Source organism: Escherichia sp. MOD1-EC5189, assembly GCF_002966045.1.
Classification (GTDB): domain Bacteria; phylum Pseudomonadota; class Gammaproteobacteria; order Enterobacterales; family Enterobacteriaceae; genus Escherichia; species Escherichia coli_F.
This window is the reverse complement of record NZ_PTRX01000027.1, coordinates 12,160-27,894: the sequence shown is the minus strand read 5'-3', so window position 1 is coordinate 27,894 and position 15,735 is coordinate 12,160. Positions and strand designations below refer to the sequence as shown.

The window sequence follows — 15,735 nt, the reverse complement described above, 5'->3', positions numbered from 1 at the left end:
GATGCTGATTTCTGCAATGGATAAGCCGCTGCAACCGTGGCGCAACGGCGGGGGGTTTACCCGACAGCTGCTTGCCTGGCCCGATGATGAAAACTGGTTGTTGCGCATCAGTATGGCGAATGTCAGTCAGGATGGCCCTTTTTCAGCGTGGCCTGGCGTGGTTCGTGGCCTCGCGATCCTCGACGGGGAAGGGGTGAAGCTAACGTTTGCCGATTCGATCATCAACCTGCAACGTCACGATCCCGCCTTAATTTTCCCTGGAGAAGCAATGCCTGATTGTCAGCTGCTGGGCGGCGGGGTTCGCGATCTGAATATTATGGCGCGGGAAGGCGATGCGGGGATGCGTCGTGTGCAAAGCGTCATTGACTGGCTCCCTCCGGCGCATGCGCAAGCGGGGCTGTTCACGCTGTGTGAAGGGGAGTGGATAAGCGGCGAGAACAGGGTGTTTGTAACGGCGAATACGTTGTTATGGCGGTTTGCGCCTGATGGCAACTCCTGGCGTTTCGTACCACAGCAAAAAGTCTCCGTCGGCGAGCTGGCGGGTTGGTGGATTTATTATCTACGAGGGGAAAAATCCTTATGAGTGCATTTACGCTCTGGCGAAATACCACCCTGACGACGCTTTCGGCTAATGATTGGGGGGTGATTGAAAACGGTGCATTAATCAGCCGCGGTGACTCGATTGTCTGGCTTGGGAAGGCCACGCAGATCCCCCGTGAACTGACGGCTGATATTACAGAAGAACACGATCTACAGGGTAAGTTGCTGACACCCGGTCTGGTAGATTGTCATACACATCTGGTGTATGGCGGCCAGAGGGCGAACGAGTTTGAGATGCGGTTGCAAGGCGTGGCTTATGAAGATATCGCCAGAGCGGGCGGCGGGATCTTATCTACGGTTAATGCCACGCGGGCAGCCAGCGAAACACAGCTGTTTGAACTGGCGGCGCAGCGACTGCGAAACTGGCAACGTGAAGGCGTCAGTACGCTTGAAATCAAATCGGGTTATGGCTTAACGCTGGAAGATGAAGCGCGTTGTTTACGCGTGATCCGCCGCTTGCAGCAATCTACCGGGTTACATATTCAGTCTACGTTTCTCGGGGCGCACAGCCTGCCGCCAGAGTTTGCCGGGCGCAGTGATGATTACATTACGGCGCTTTGCGACTGGATGTGCGTGTTGCATGAACAGGGGCTGATTGATGCAGTTGATGCTTTTTGTGAAAACATCGCCTTTACTCCAGAGCAGGTACGGCGCGTTTTCAGTAAAGCGCAAAGCTATGGATTACCTGTAAAACTGCATGCCGAACAGCTTTCTGACCAGCAAGGCGCGGCGCTGGCAGCGGCGTTTTCTGCACTCTCCTGCGATCATCTGGAGTACCTGAGCGAGTCGGGGATCGCCGCCATGAAAGCGGCTGGAACAGTGGCGGTTTTGCTTCCCGGTGCTTATTACTTCCTGCGCGAAACCCATCTGCCGCCGATTGTCGCTCTGCGGGCCGCAGGTGTGCCGATTGCCATCTCCACGGATCATAACCCCGGAACGTCTCCCAACATGTCATTGCAGTTGATGATCAATATGGCCTGTACGCTGTTTCACATGACCCCGCTGGAAGCTGTTCAGGGCGTTACATGTCATGCGACAAAAGCGCTTGGACTTGTTGATCGAGGTGAACTTGCGCCGGGACTACGGGCGGATATGGCTGTTTGGGATCTTAATCATCCGCGTGAGCTGGCTTACTGGTTTGGACATCAGCCTTGTCTGGGGCTGATTGTCGGCGGAAAAAGGAGTTGGTAATGAAGCAAACATTTATGGCATGGAGTGGACGTGTTGACTCGCAGGAAACTGGCGTCAGCACCCGCTGGCATCAGCATGTAAAACCGTTTACCGAACAAAGTCATGGAGGCAGTACGCTGATTGGTTTTGCCGTCGATGACGGGGTGCAACGTAACGGTGGGCGAGCGGGCGCAGCAGGCGGACCGGGCGCATTACGCAGCATGTTGGGCAATATGCCAGTGCTCCATGAAGGCGCTATTTTTGACATGGGTGACGTGCAAAGCGAAGACCACGCGCTGGAACCCGCACAAAACCGTCTGGCGGAAAACGTGGCTATGGTAATTGCGCGCGGCAGTTTGCCGGTCGTTCTGGGCGGCGGTCATGAAGTGGCATGGGGAACATTTCAGGGGATTATGCAGTCGCGTCCGGATATTCGGCGACTGCTGATAGTCAACCTTGACGCGCATTTTGATTTGCGGATGGCGGAAAAGGCCAATTCGGGTACGCCGTTTCGCCAGATGCAGGAGTGGAATGCGCAGCATGGCAAACCGTTTCATTATCGCGTGCTGGGAATAAGCCGTTATGCCAATACTCAGGCGTTATTTGATCGTGCTGATTGTCTTGGTGTGCGTTATTGGCTGGACGAATCTCTGCAATTTGAACGTGGTTTGCATGAGATTGTTAATGCGCTCTCGGCAGATATTCAGGCGTGTGACGCCATTTATTTAACGATTTGTCTTGATGTCTTACCGGGTTATCAGGCTCCTGGCGTTTCTGCGCCTTCGCCGTTAGGCGTGCCATTAAATATTGCTGAAGCTATTGTGAATTTAATTGCCGGTAGCGAGAAGTTGATTGCTGCGGATATTGCCGAACTAAACCCAGATTTGGACCGCGATAATTTGACCGCGAAGGTTGCCGCTCGCCTGGCTGCCACTATTGTCCGGCGAGGAAAAACAGATAAAACAAATTAAGAGGTTGTCGCAGTAACCCGTTGTTAAACTCATCAAAATAAGGAAACACAATGAAAGGATTGATACGCAGAGTCACTGTCACCGTTGTGCTCTGGAGCGTTTGCTCCATCGCGATGGCAAAATCAACCATTACGCTGGATGGCGAACATCTCTCTATTGACCAGGCCTGGTCAATTGCATTAGGTGATAACGGCGTCAAAATCGCGTCGAACGCCATGGAGCGCATGGAAAAAAGTTATGATCTGGTGATGACTGCCGCGCATTCAGGTACGCCTGTTTATGGCTTAACCGTGGGCGTGGGGCTAAATAAAGATCAGCCCATATTTGATGCCAAAGGAAATTTAACGCCTGAGGTGATTGACGCATCGAAAAAATTTAATGCTGCCGCGCTGCGCGCCCATTCTGCGGGCGTCGGTCCGATGTTGCCGGATTATCTTGCCCGTCTCTCAATGGTGTTACGTTTAAATACTATGTTGCATGGGCAAACCGGCGCGCAGCCTTATATTGCCGAGTTGTATGCCGAGTTTATTAATCGAGGCGTTACGCCGTTAATTCCGGCGCGGGGAAGTATCGGCGCAGCGGATATTATGCTCGCTTCACACGTTGGTCTGGTGATGATGGGCGAGTGGAAAGCGCGGGTTAATGGCGTGGAAATGAGTGGTGGCGATGCTCTGGTGAAAGTAGGGCTTAAACCACTGGTCCCGCAGGGTAAAGATATGCTGGCGATTTTGTCGAACAACAGTGTCGGAACAGCATATGCAATTGAAGCGGTACGGTCGGCACGCCAGGTGCTGAACGTCAGTCCGGTGGTTTTCGCCATGAGCCTCGAAGCGTTGAATGGCAATGTCGCGCCGGTACTGCCGCAGTCGATCGCCGTGCGTCCTTTCCCGCAGTTGGCTGATTCCGCTAAAGAGATTCGCGATGCGTTAAATGGTTCTTATTTATGGCATAAGGATGACAAACGTGCATTGCAGGATCCGTTATCGTTCAGAACGACGGTGTATACCATTTCTGAGGCAATGCGCGCGTTGCGCGATGCTGAAGATACCATTACCGTGCAGATCAACAGTTCCGATGACAACCCGGCAACCGTGCTGAATGCAGACAAAGCGTATCAGGACTCCAGTCAGGTCGCGCAATATTTTGTTAAAGATGGGGCAATCAGCGGTGGGATCTTCCCGACGGCGAATTTCGAATCGTTACCGGTTGCGCTTGCCACCCAGCGTCTGACCGTGGCGTTAGTGCATGTTTCACATAACAGTATGCGCCGCTCGCTGCATCTTGAAGATGATCACTTTACCGGTTTGTCACGCTTCCTGTCGGCAGCAGGTAATAAAGGTCATGGCTTCGGTTCATTACATATCCCGTTTGTTGCGCTGCATGCGGAAAATGTCGATCTCGCTAACCCGGTTTCTTTCGATATTCAACCGGTTGCCGGAGGCATTGAAGATACGGGTGCCAATAACGACCACGCGGCGAGAAGATTGAAACAGGTTGTTGATAATTTGAATGTCATTTATGGCATTGAACTGATGCATTCTGCCCAGGCGATTGATTTGCGCTTGCAAGCCGATCCACAGCTGGCGTTAGGCAAATCAACAAAAGCGATGTTCACCGCTTATCGTCAAGTCGTGCCATTTGTCAGCCAGGATCGGGTCTTTACCCCGGATATTGAAGCATCGCAAAAATTCTTAGAGGGATATGCTATAAATCAAAAATAAAATCTATGTTGATTGTTTATCATTATATCCACAGATATGATAAATGATATCAATTTAATAATTTTCACTTAATGTAATTCCTGATAATCCGAAAGGTGCTGTGCTTTTCGGATTATTATTATCTGATTAAGATAATTGTCACGCCAGGCTTACTGGGTTATAAATGTTAATCATGATTCTTATAAATTATTTATTGCTGCTTTGGTTACCATTACTTCGTAATAAGTAATGTATTTTTGATGGTTTAAACTATTTTTAAGGGACGGCATTATGCGAGGAAAAATACCTAAAACGGAGTTGCTGGTGACTTTTGAGGTCGTCGCACGACATGAAAGTTATACCAGAGCGGCAGAGGAGTTAGCGTTAACCCAAAGTGCTGTATTCAGACAAGTAAGTGCGCTGGAGGAATTTTTACATACTCCGTTATTTTCACACTCTAAAAAACGCATTTTTCTTAATGATGCAGGGAAGTATTACCTGGGGATAGTAAAAGAAACATTAAATAAGCTGGAACGCGATACCAATACGATTATGACCTGGCAGCCTACGGTTCAGGTTATTGAACTTGCCGTTAATCCTACGTTTAGTACCCACTGGTTAATCCCAAATTTACATGAATTCACAAAGTTACATCCCGATATTATTGTTAATATTCATTCTTTAGCTAATAACGGCGATTTTCTTAATCGGGAGTACGATGCTGTCATTATGCGCGAAAATTTTTGCGCGCCCTGGGCGGAAGTAGAATATCTCTTTGAAGAGGAGATTTTGCCGGTATGCAGCGGCAGTTTGCTTGCAATGTCCGATCAAAAACTGTCAGTGGCAGAACTGCTTACTGAGTTACCACTTCTGCATCAAAGCACCCGTATTACTGGCTGGGAAGAGTGGTTTGCTTTATCTGGCGTTAGCAGTCCGCTGGTCAATAACGGACCACGTTTCGATTTGCTTTCAATGCTGATTGCCGCCGTGCGCTCTAATCTCGGCGTGGCTCTGTTACCACGGTTCGCTATTCAACATGATTTGGATAGTGGCGATATGGTGATTCCCTGTGATGTGCCTATTCGTACCGGTAATCGTTTTATTATGACGTGGCAGGAAGAGAAGTCTGACTCGCCGCACTTGCAGCAATTTCGTGAATGGTTGCTGGCGAAATCGGTCGTACCGCAGGAGATGTAAAACCTGCGCCTGGCGGGATGCCAGGCGCAGTTATTACCAGTCGATACCCGGCTGCGCCTGAATGCCGTTATCAAAAGCATGTTTGACGGGGCGGATTTCGCTAACCGTATCCGCCATTTTTAATATCTGACTGTGGCAACCGCGTCCGGTGACAATGACACTTTGTTGTGCCGGACGGTTTTGCAGAGAAGTGATCACTTCTTCTGTATCCAGATAATGGTAAGCCAGCATATAGGTGAGCTCATCAAGCACCACTAAGTCGTAACGCTTGTCAGCCAGCATCCGTTTGCTTTCCGACCAGACCTCTTTCGCCGCGTCGATATCCGCTTGCCGGTTCTGTGTCTCCCAGGTAAAACCGGTTCCCATAATATGAAACTCCACTCCCAGCGGCTGGAGAAGGTTGTATTCGCCGTTGTCCCATTGCCCCTTGATGTACTGCGCAACCCCCACCGTTTTGCCATGGCCCACCGCGCGCGTTACAGTACCAAACGCGGCAGTGGATTTCCCTTTGCCGTTGCCGGTGAAAACAATCAAGATCCCTTTTTTCTCTATCGCCGCCGCGACGCGTGTATCGACCTGTTCCTTCAATTTCTGCTGGCGCTGCACATGCCGTTCAGTTGAAATTCGCGCTTCCATTCATTTTCCTTAATGTCCCGCAGGGCAACTGGCGCAGCGGTGTTGCTGCTCAAACTGGCTAAAGAAATTATTGCCTTTATCATCAACCAGGATGAATGCAGGCAGATTTTCCACTTCCATCATCCACACCGCCTCCATACCCAGCTCCGGGTATTCCAGGCAACGCAGACTTTTGACATATTCTTGCGCCAGTAACGCAGCTGCACCGCCAATACTTCCCAGATTGAAGCCGCCATGTTTGTGACAGGCATCGGTGACCTGCTGGCTGCGGTTACCTTTCGATAACATTACCAGACTGCCGCCAGCCGCCTGGAAGGTTTCGACATAACCGTCCATTCGACCGCCCGTGGTTGGACCCAGTGAACCGCAGGCCATGTTCTCCGGTGTTTTCGCCGGGCCAGCGTAATAGACAATATGATGCTTCAGGTAATCCGGCATCGATTCGCCGCTATCCAGCCGCGCTTTTATTTTTGCGTGGGCGATATCGCGCGCCACTACGATGGGACCACTTAACGACACGCGGGTACCTACCGGTAATCTGGCGAGATCCTGCATCACGTCACGCAACGGACGGTTTAGATCCAGGTGTACATGTTGCGCGTGATTTTCTTCCCGCAATGAGGCTGGAATATATTGCCCCGGATTGTGTTCGAGTTTTTCCAGCCAGATACCGTGCTTGTTAATTTTGGCTTTGATATTGCGATCGGCAGAACAGGAGAGCGCCATAGCTATCGGGCAGGAGCCACCGTGACGCGGCAGACGAATGACGCGAATATCATGAGCGAAATATTTACCCCCAAATTGCGCACCAATACCAAATTGCTGACTGGCTTCGAGCAACGCTTTTTCCAGCTCAATATCACGGAATGCTTGTCCCTGCTCGTTTCCGCTGGTGGGCAAATTGTCGTAATATTTCGTAGAGGCCAGCTTGGCAACTTTTAAGGTTTGATCGGCTGAAAGCCCTCCGACGACAAAGGCGATGTGGTAGGGCGGGCAGGCGGCCGTGCCCAACGATTTCATTTTGTCGATTAAAAACGCGGTCAGTTTTTCTGGTTGCAATAAGGATTTGGTTTCCTGATAAAGCGCGGCTTTATTGGCGGAGCCGCCCCCTTTATTAACACAGAGAAAATGGTACTCATTACCAGCGACAGCGCTGATATCAATCTGCGCCGGGAGATTGGTTTGCGTATTGACTTCGGTATACATATCCAGCGGCGCATTTTGTGAAAAGCGCAGATTATTTTCCTGGAAAGTACTGTAAATGCCTTTGCTTAAGGCTTCAGCGTCGTTACCTCCCGTCCATATCTGTTGCCCTTTACTGGCAACAATAGTTGCGGTGCCGGTATCCTGACAGTTGGGTAATACCCCTTTTGCTGAGACTTCAGCATTACGTAATAACTGCAACGCAACGTATTTATCATTACTACTGGCCTGCGGATCGTTAAGAATGCTGGCGACCTGTTGCAAATGAGCGGAACGTAAGAAAAAAGAGGCTTCATAAAATGCCTGCCGGGCAAGCAGCGTTAATGCTTCAGGAGCGATTTTTATCACTTCTTCGCCGTCTAATTCCGTTACTGTAATATGTTGATCGCTAATTAATGTATATTCTGTACCGTCTTTATTTTGTAGAAACGGTTCTTGCCAGATAAATGGTTTGGACATATTTCACTTTTCACCTTAAACGTTAGTGTTACTTAATTGCCGTCTAACTTCATGATCCGGCTTATAAAAATGCGTAGTCATTAGCTTCTGATTGCTTAAGATCCCCCTCAGGGCAGAGCAACGTTCGATTCATTGGGTTTTAATGCTTTACCCCGACAACCCTCGCCGAAATGTTCGCCTTCCCACCGACTCACCATCGCAGCGCCCATTGCGTTGCTCATGACGTTTGTCGCGGAACGCCCCATATCAAGGAACGGATCAACGCCCATCAGCAAGATCAGCCCCGCTTCCGGAATATTGAACTGGTTGAGCGTGGCGGCGATAACCACCATTGAGGCGCGTGGTACGCCAGCCATTCCTTTCGAGGTCAACATCAGGATCAACAGCATGGTGATTTGCTCACCGATGGATAAATGGATATTGCAGGCCTGGGCGATGAAAACTGTGGCGAAGGAGCAGTAGGCCATTGATCCAACGAGATTAAATGAGTAGCCAATGGGTAAGACAAAGCTGGCAATTTTGGGGGAAACGCCAAATTGCTCCAGTTTTTCAAGCGTTCCCGGAAAAGCAGCTTCAGAACTGGATGTGGTAAATGCCAGCAGGGCGGGTTCTGAAAGGGCGCGGGTCAGGCGTCTGATGCAGGGGCCGACATAAACGATGGCCAGACCGATAAGCAGCACCCAAAGTAATAACATGGTGAAATAAAATTCACCCATAAAGATCCCGGCGCTCACCATAACTGCCAGTCCTCGTTCAGCAATCAATGCTGAAATAGCGGCGAATACGGTCAGGGGAGCGAAGAGCATGACGTAGCCAGTGAGCTTTAACATGGCATGTGCCAGCGAATCTAAGGCGTGAACGATGGCGCTGCCTTTCTCACCAATCGCCGTCAGGCTACAGCCGAGGAAAATTGAGAACACCACGATTTGCAAAATTTCATTGTGCGCCATGGCATCGACAATGCTGGTGGGGAAAGCATGCGAAATAAATACTTTTAGTGTAAAGGGTTCTGACGCGACCACTCCGGTGGTTTCGGCACCGTGTGCAACAAAATTAATTCCTGTGCCTGGCATGAAGAAATTTACCGTTATCAAGCCTAAGGCAATGGACAGCAATGAGGCGCAAATAAATAAAAAGAGTGTTTTAGAAAAAATACGACCAAGGGCTTTGGCATCGCCCATTTTAGCAATACCTACCACCAGGGTAGAGACCACTAACGGAGCGATAATCATTTTTATCAGTCGTAAGAAAATCGTCGTGAATATCGATATTTCTTGCGCATAGAGTTTTGCTGTTTCCGGTGAAGCAGTGTTATTGAGCACTACGCCGATAATCATTCCAAGTACCAGCGCCAAAAGAATCATCGTGGTTAAACTTATTTTCTTCATTTTTTCCTCCATCAGGTGCACGGCGATAAATCAGAATCAGGAGAAGTGGATGCCTGAATAGAGATTCAGGCATCTACCTGCTATAACAACCTTACAAATAGCTGAAGTGTTGAGCTGCAATAAGTGACGGGATGTCAGTTGGCTAAAAGTGTTCGGATTTTTACAAATCGAAACTCATATTTAATAAAGGTGCATGTTGCTGTGCGCCATAGACATCATTGTCACCTACATTCCCGGAGATAATATCTCGTGGCATGACAATTTTTACTGCGTTAGAAGGATCAAACCAGACAATACGATGAATAAAGTCAGGTTCAACATGATATAAGCGCGCAATCAGTTCTGGGGTTAATTGCCCTGATGATTTTACTCGCTCATAGTTTTCTTTCGTTTTAAATAAAATATCTAAAACCAGTTCGTAAGGTCCGGCATTTTTCGAACGAATGACTTGCGCCAGTGAGACAATTGACTGTTTCATGCCTGAACTCCTTCTGGCGTCACCTGTTCAATATGGAAATCAAAACGCAGAGCGTCGTTGGCTTCAATCAGGTGATATATGGAAAATTCGTATACCGGCCCGCCCTGGATATCAGAAGGGGAGAACGGGAACGCCAGGTTGCCTGCGGTAGCGATGCGGTTTTCATAGCCGTAGTGCAGCATGGTAGAGCGCACCAGCGAGCAAACGCTGTTGGCAATATCCTGGGTCGGTGCAACTACATCAAGGACAATCCCCAGCTCATGCCCGGCAGTTTGCATCGGTTCATGGTCGCCCATCACCCCGTTTTTGCCGTACAGGTGGAAATTGATGCGAATGCTGTCATCGTCTAAGGACAGATTACGCGAAACGCTGGTTTTGACTTCATCGATGATGTTATCGATCCCGGCGATCATGATCGGGTCGCGCGTTCCGGCGATGGTCAAACAGCGGAAACCCACCCGCCGCGCACCTTCCAGTTTCAGGGCATAGGGCGTTTCTTCATGCTTAGAACCGCTGACGTAAACTTCGCCATCATTGATCGCTTTAAATGTGCAACCTTTCAGGTTCAACACGCCGCCAGGTCCTGGCAGGAAGTAGGGATCGGATTTCTCATACAGTGTGTGTGCAGCAGCTGACGTTTCGGTAAATTTACGCTTCGGATTAAACGTTTTCAGCGTAAAGCCGTTGTCATCAATGATGCCCATCGCACAGTCAGAGCCTGAGCCGGGTGTTGCAGCGATTGCCGCACATTCAAGGATTTTCCCACAATGCAGTGCCAGACCTTCATCAAAGCCTTGCATGATCGGTAGCGCAGCAAAGCAGGCCGGGTCGTAAGCGCGCCCGCCCAGCACCACTTGCGCGCCTTCTTTCAGCGCCTGCTGGAAGGGTTCGATGCCCATTTGCGCGACGATATACGTACTTTCGTCAATCGCGTCGTGGGTTAACGGCGGGACAAAATCCAGCGCCGTGATTTTGCCGTTATCCAGCGCCTGGTGGACGATGGCTTTGTCAACGTCTGCCGGGATCAGCGCCATCGAGAACGCGAGGTGCTCTTCCCGGGCAATCTCATGAATTATTTCTCGGCACCACTCCAGGTGTGGAGCGGCACCAGAACCGCCGGCCGTTCCGATCACCACCGGTATATTATTTTGCACGCCTGCGGTGATCATATAGCGTAGATCGCGCTTGACCCCTGCGCGATCGGTAAACGGTTTGCCCGCCCCGAGGTAGTGGGGGCCAGGATCGGAAGAGCCTGCATCAACGGCGATCAGATCGGGCGATTCTGCCATCGCTTTGCGGAAGCTCTCTTCCGGGAATCCATACCCGAGGATTGCCGTTGGCGATAAGACTTTAAAAGAACGAGCCATTTGTTAATCCTTAGCCTGCAACAGCGCGATAGTACGATTCATTTCGTTGAAGACGATATCGAGGCCTTCGTCAAAGCCCATCCCTGGTTTTACCAGCATACGCATGGGGCGAGCAGCAAGGGCGACGTGGACACAGGTGCGGGCACTGACATCAGTTTCATTGCAGGTGCCGCCCTGGTACGCTTCCATGCTGTGGCTGTTGCAATAAAGAACTGCATCGACGATGTTGTGAATACTGCCCAGATCCGGGGTTTTGATTTGCACCATGTGGCAACTGGCGGCATCAGTGAAATCAACAATATCCTGGTAGGTGTTACACCATTCATCGGCCACAATTTTCACGCCGGAACCGAGGCGCGTCAGCTCTTTGGTAATCGCGGTCAGCAGGCGAATTTGATCGGGCTTGTTACCGGCATCGACCGGCCCCTCAATGTAGAGCGGCAGGCCTTGCGCCTCTTTTTCCAGACTGGCGATGTATTGCGCACAGCGAAGCGGATCCATATCGAAGATCAGACCAATAGTGCCGTATACATCGATGTGCAGGGTAGGGTGGTAGCGTGCGCTGGTGCGTTTGCTTAGAATCCGATCGGATAGCCAACGGACATATTCGCGCAGTTTTTCTCCTTTAAAGCCCAGTTTCTCTTCGACGTTATTAATCAGCGCATGAGGTAGCACGTCGATGCCCTTAAGGATCATCTTATCGACAGCGATATATCGATCGTCGCCGCTCTGACCAAATAATGGAATGGATTCCGCCACGCGTGGCAACTGCCATTCATCACAGACCACTTCAGTTTTTAGACGGCCGGTTGCCAGCGCGGTAGCATCAAGCAGCGCCTGTGATAATCCGTAACGTACGGCGGTATGCAGCAAGTTGCCGTCAATACGCAATTTGTCGAAGAAACGGGCATTCGGCAGGAAAGCATCCACATCGCGGCCTACCAGTAATGGCTTGATATGGTCGTTGAGGAACGGAATAAAGTGCTCTGCGAGGAACAGTGGATCGCGACCGCCTGCCCCGGAATACTGTACGGCAGCACAGTCGCCTACGGCGACCGCACCGTTTTCCAGAATCAACTGAACCGAAACGCACTCCCCGGCCTGACGTACGGCGTTAAACCCCTGTGTTACCGGCTCTCCGGTGTAGAAAAAGCCGTCGTGACCCGCTCCGTTTTTTATCGCCTGCTGATCATCGAAATAGAATGAGGAGTAGCCAGCGGTAAAAAGGGCCTGTTTTATTTTCATTATGGTCTTCCTATTAATTTACTGTGGGATACAGCATTGATGTCATCTACAACCATCTGGAATGTCGGTTGGCGTCCTTCAAAGCGCGCGCGTTCAGCAACGTAATCGTGGTGGAGGTCGAGAATATCTTTTGGCAATGGAACGGCTCCGGCCTCCAGTACGCGAATCGCGCCGGTGTTGTCACGGACCGGAAGAATTTTGCCTGCGTTGCAGGCGGCTGGCGCAAACGGCACATCCAGTACGCCCGCTTCAAATGCCAGCACCGTACCCCGCGCAATATCACCATTACCCAGTTCGAACACTTTGTTCAGTACAGCGCGAACCTCGCTCTTAATCAGTTCAATTTCTAGTTCAACCGCCGGGCACGGCGGGAATTTCTGCTCGTTGACCATGTTGAGCATCTGGCGGGAGGCTTTTAGCCCCTGAATGTTGGCAGCAGCAGTCGGGATGCCCCAGGCTTCGTGCGGACTTTTGGTGATGACTTTGGTAGCACCAGACATCCCCGCGACGGCAGCACCCCAGGAGATAATGGCGAACGCTTTCGATTCGTCCTCCGGAAAGCCTCCCATCCACTGGTGAAACACGGTACTTAATTCGTAGTCGGTATAGCCATAGCTCTGAAAATATTCGTGTGCAAGTTCCCGCAGAGACTGGATCGCCGCAACATCCTGCGTCAGGCTACCGACCTGACCATAACCAACGGTGATAGACTTCACACCCTGTTCCAGTGCCAGCAAGCCTTCGATTATTGCGATAGAGTGCGAGATAAACGGCGGGATCAGCGTACCCGTTAGTGGGCCAAACGGTTCGCGGTTGATGCGGATCCCGTGTTCTTCGTACATCCCCATTAAACGATCGCAGTACTGCCAGTCGCGGATCGATTTTTCCAGCGTTACGCGCTTGGCATACGGAATATTGTAGGAAATGCCGCCGCCTTCATAACTGGTAAAGCCGCTGGCCATCGAGATTTCAGCCAGCAGACGCGCATCTGGCGTGCCGTGGCGGATCTGTAGCGGTTTTTGCAGAGTTTCGGTGAGGCGACGGCAAGCTGCGACGCCGTGGTTAACTACCGGTAAACCGTTCAGTTTAGAGGTTCCGGCTTCGATGGATTTTTTAATCCCTACAGCCGCTTCTTCGTACCGATTCAGACGGGTATATGCATCGATAGTGCTCGGCAGCAGATCGCACTCTTCTTGTAGTGTTTTCAGTAGTTCGATGTGTTCGTCCATCAGCGCCACGCCTGCGCGCGGTTGGCTAAGGGTTTTACCTTCCTTGTCTGCTTTCAGCAGGGCAAGAGAGAAGCGTTTATGCTCAGGAATGGTTTGTTGGTATTTAACGCCATCTTCAAAGTTTTCAACATCCTTGCCGGTTTCCCAGGTTTTCAATACCTGTTGCCGCTCGGTCATGAATTCGTCATGGGTTAATTTCTTATTTCGAAGTTCCATTGATTGCAGCCTTAATTGTTATAGGGTTAAGCATTGAATACTGGTGCGCGCGGCGGCCAGCGGATCGACTCTGGCGACGTTTGCCAGCAGTGGTAATAGCCCCCGGGAATCGCGGTAATATTCAAATTCGGTCGGTAAGAGAATGCGTTTACCGTCGTCGTTTAACTCGCGGTATTTCAACCAGTGATGCATATCGAACTGACTGGCACGCGAGAGCCATCCGCCGGAACCCACGACTTTACGCACGGTTGTCAGGTCACGTCCCATCTGTAAATCGACATTGCCGACGCAGGTGCAGACCTCTTTTTTGGTGCCCGCATGTCTTTCGGTGGCATAACCCACACACAGTCCGGCCAGGACGGTATCGAAATATTTTTCATCTGCATTCGCGGGTAAGTAGTCGGGATGAGCGACTAGATGACGGAGGTAATGATAAAAAGCGTCCAACTGTGCGGGTTGCTGAGCAAAATTCACACTGACTAACTCTTTCGCACTTTCACCAACCACCATTGCCGAGACGCGCATTCCCAGATCGCCTTCCACCGTCCGTTTTACGAAGGGTTCCGGTACGCCATGTAAAACAGTGTCGGGCGAGAGCGTGTTGGCACAGGCGGAATAGACATCGGTGGTTGCGCCGCCCATGTCGATCAGCATGAACTCTTTCCAGCTGTGATCGACGTTACTGATTGCCTTAACCAGTTCAAAGACCGTCCATGGTGTCGGCATTGGTTTTTCGCCTGTTTTATCAACAATGACATCCAGCCCTTTCCCTTTAACGATGCGTTTAAGGAATATGTCGCAGATAGCCTGGCGTGCAGCTAAAGGGTTCGGATGGTCAAGATCGGGCAGAACGTTGTCGACGATGGTCAGGTCTTTATGCCCGAGGATCTCCTGCACCTTGTCCTGAATATCCCGATTTCCGGCATAAATAATGGCGCAGTCGAGTTTGGATTCTGCCAGCACACGGGCGTTATTCAGTCCGTAGCTTTCTTCTCCGCCGTCGGTGCCGCCGGTGAACAAGAGAATATCGGGCTGCGTTTCTTCCAGTGCCTGGATATCACGGCGGTTCAGCTTGTAGGCGTAATATTGCGCAATTTTAGCACCCGCAGAGTGAGCGGTTACTTTCGCGGTTTCCAGAGTGATAGAAGGCACTATTCCCATTGCGGCAACCGCCAGCCCACCTTTGGCAGAAGAGGAATACTTCAATGCAACCTCACCGCGGTTTAACAGGGGGAGGGCATTATCTACGTTTAACACCTGGTTAAGGCTGGAGAAAAATCCCTCTGCCAGATGATGGATGGTGGTTGGGGTCAGAACGTGGTTAACCAACGTTAACGCGTCCCCCTCCCGGGTGAAGAGGGCTGCTTTGGTCCACGTCGATCCAATATCGACAGAGACGATTTGCATCAGATTGCCTCTTCAAGAATGCGAGTATCAACGTCATGACGTTGGTTGATATCGTGGGCCATCAGCTGACAAACATCTTCTAAGTCATGACTTGGGGAAAAGACGCGATCAAATCCCATCTCTTTGAACTTGGTTTCCACGTCAGCGAAGTCATGTTTTCCGACCACCAGGTTACCGCCCACATAGAGCAGGATGTTACCCAGCCCACGCTCGATGCAGCGTTCGCGCATGCCCAGACAATCGATATCGCCATGCCCATAGATAGAGGAGACGACAATCGCGTCAGCGCCAGTTTCAATGGCAGCATCAATATATTCGTCCTGGCTGACCATTACGCCCAGATTAATGACTCTGAAGTCATGGTTGCTAAAAACGCGGTCCAGAACTTTATTGCCTACTGCATGGCAGTCCGCGCCAATAACGCCAATCACAAGTGTTGCTTTCTTCATGGGTAATCCTTTGTAAGACA

The 15,735-nt window shown here is 50.7% G+C and carries 14 protein-coding genes; 5 read left to right on the top strand and 9 right to left on the bottom strand.

Annotated elements, in window-relative coordinates; genetic code table 11:
• Position 1 precedes the first annotated feature (1 nt).
• From ATB02_RS19880 to ATB02_RS19860, 5 genes are all read left to right on the top strand, one after another.
• On the top strand, positions 2–583 hold the full coding sequence (locus ATB02_RS19880; RefSeq protein ID WP_231347637.1) for a HutD/Ves family protein: 582 nt from the start codon (positions 2–4) through the stop codon (positions 581–583).
• Positions 580–1,791, top strand: coding sequence for an imidazolonepropionase (gene hutI, locus ATB02_RS19875; protein ID WP_105272139.1), 1,212 nt, complete (start codon positions 580–582; stop codon positions 1,789–1,791). The genes ATB02_RS19880 and hutI overlap by 4 nt, the downstream gene beginning before the upstream one ends.
• Positions 1,791–2,741 carry a formimidoylglutamase gene (gene hutG / locus ATB02_RS19870; protein WP_105272138.1) on the top strand — a complete coding sequence of 317 codons (951 nt, stop codon included), beginning with the start codon at positions 1,791–1,793 and terminating at the stop codon, positions 2,739–2,741. The genes hutI and hutG overlap by 1 nt, the downstream gene beginning before the upstream one ends.
• Positions 2,742–2,791: 50 nt before the next feature.
• The gene (locus tag ATB02_RS19865) at positions 2,792–4,462 is read left to right on the top strand and encodes an HAL/PAL/TAL family ammonia-lyase (protein WP_032183696.1); all 1,671 of its coding nucleotides are present in this window, start codon (positions 2,792–2,794) and stop codon (positions 4,460–4,462) included.
• A gap of 270 nt (positions 4,463–4,732) precedes the next feature.
• Positions 4,733–5,638 carry a LysR substrate-binding domain-containing protein gene (locus tag ATB02_RS19860; protein WP_001214260.1) on the top strand — a complete coding sequence of 302 codons (906 nt, stop codon included), beginning with the start codon at positions 4,733–4,735 and terminating at the stop codon, positions 5,636–5,638.
• A 33-nt stretch (positions 5,639–5,671) separates the two neighbouring features.
• Here the strand turns inward: ATB02_RS19860 and cobO are convergent, their stop codons facing one another.
• From cobO to glmS, 9 genes are all read right to left on the bottom strand, one after another.
• A complete protein-coding gene (gene cobO, locus ATB02_RS19855; protein ID WP_000388209.1) occupies positions 5,672–6,274 on the bottom strand; it encodes a cob(I)yrinic acid a,c-diamide adenosyltransferase in 603 nt (200 codons plus the stop codon).
• A gap of 9 nt (positions 6,275–6,283) precedes the next feature.
• Positions 6,284–7,936, bottom strand: a complete 1,653-nt coding sequence (locus ATB02_RS19850) for a class I fumarate hydratase (protein WP_105272137.1) — start codon at positions 7,934–7,936, stop codon at positions 6,284–6,286.
• A 107-nt stretch (positions 7,937–8,043) separates the two neighbouring features.
• Positions 8,044–9,324, bottom strand: coding sequence for a dicarboxylate/amino acid:cation symporter (locus tag ATB02_RS19845; RefSeq protein ID WP_000724204.1), 1,281 nt, complete (start codon positions 9,322–9,324; stop codon positions 8,044–8,046).
• Positions 9,325–9,484: 160 nt separating this feature from the next.
• On the bottom strand, positions 9,485–9,802 hold the full coding sequence (locus tag ATB02_RS19840; protein WP_000813947.1) for a DUF4387 domain-containing protein: 318 nt from the start codon (positions 9,800–9,802) through the stop codon (positions 9,485–9,487).
• The gene (locus ATB02_RS19835) at positions 9,799–11,169 is read right to left on the bottom strand and encodes an acyclic terpene utilization AtuA family protein (RefSeq protein ID WP_032302707.1); all 1,371 of its coding nucleotides are present in this window, start codon (positions 11,167–11,169) and stop codon (positions 9,799–9,801) included. Before ATB02_RS19835 ends, ATB02_RS19840 begins: the two co-directional genes overlap by 4 nt.
• A 3-nt stretch (positions 11,170–11,172) precedes the next feature.
• A complete protein-coding gene (locus ATB02_RS19830; RefSeq protein ID WP_000695027.1) occupies positions 11,173–12,414 on the bottom strand; it encodes a methylaspartate ammonia-lyase in 1,242 nt (413 codons plus the stop codon).
• Positions 12,414–13,859 (bottom strand): methylaspartate mutase subunit E, encoded by a 1,446-nt coding sequence (locus tag ATB02_RS19825; RefSeq protein WP_000423321.1) that lies wholly within the window; start codon positions 13,857–13,859, stop codon positions 12,414–12,416. Before ATB02_RS19825 ends, ATB02_RS19830 begins: the two co-directional genes overlap by 1 nt.
• An 18-nt stretch (positions 13,860–13,877) precedes the next feature.
• Positions 13,878–15,266 carry a methylaspartate mutase accessory protein GlmL gene (gene glmL, locus ATB02_RS19820; RefSeq protein WP_105272136.1) on the bottom strand — a complete coding sequence of 463 codons (1,389 nt, stop codon included), beginning with the start codon at positions 15,264–15,266 and terminating at the stop codon, positions 13,878–13,880.
• Complete coding sequence (gene glmS / locus ATB02_RS19815) at positions 15,266–15,715, bottom strand: methylaspartate mutase subunit S (RefSeq protein WP_000710393.1); 450 nt, start codon at positions 15,713–15,715, stop codon at positions 15,266–15,268. Before glmS ends, glmL begins: the two co-directional genes overlap by 1 nt.
• Positions 15,716–15,735: the final 20 nt, after the last annotated feature.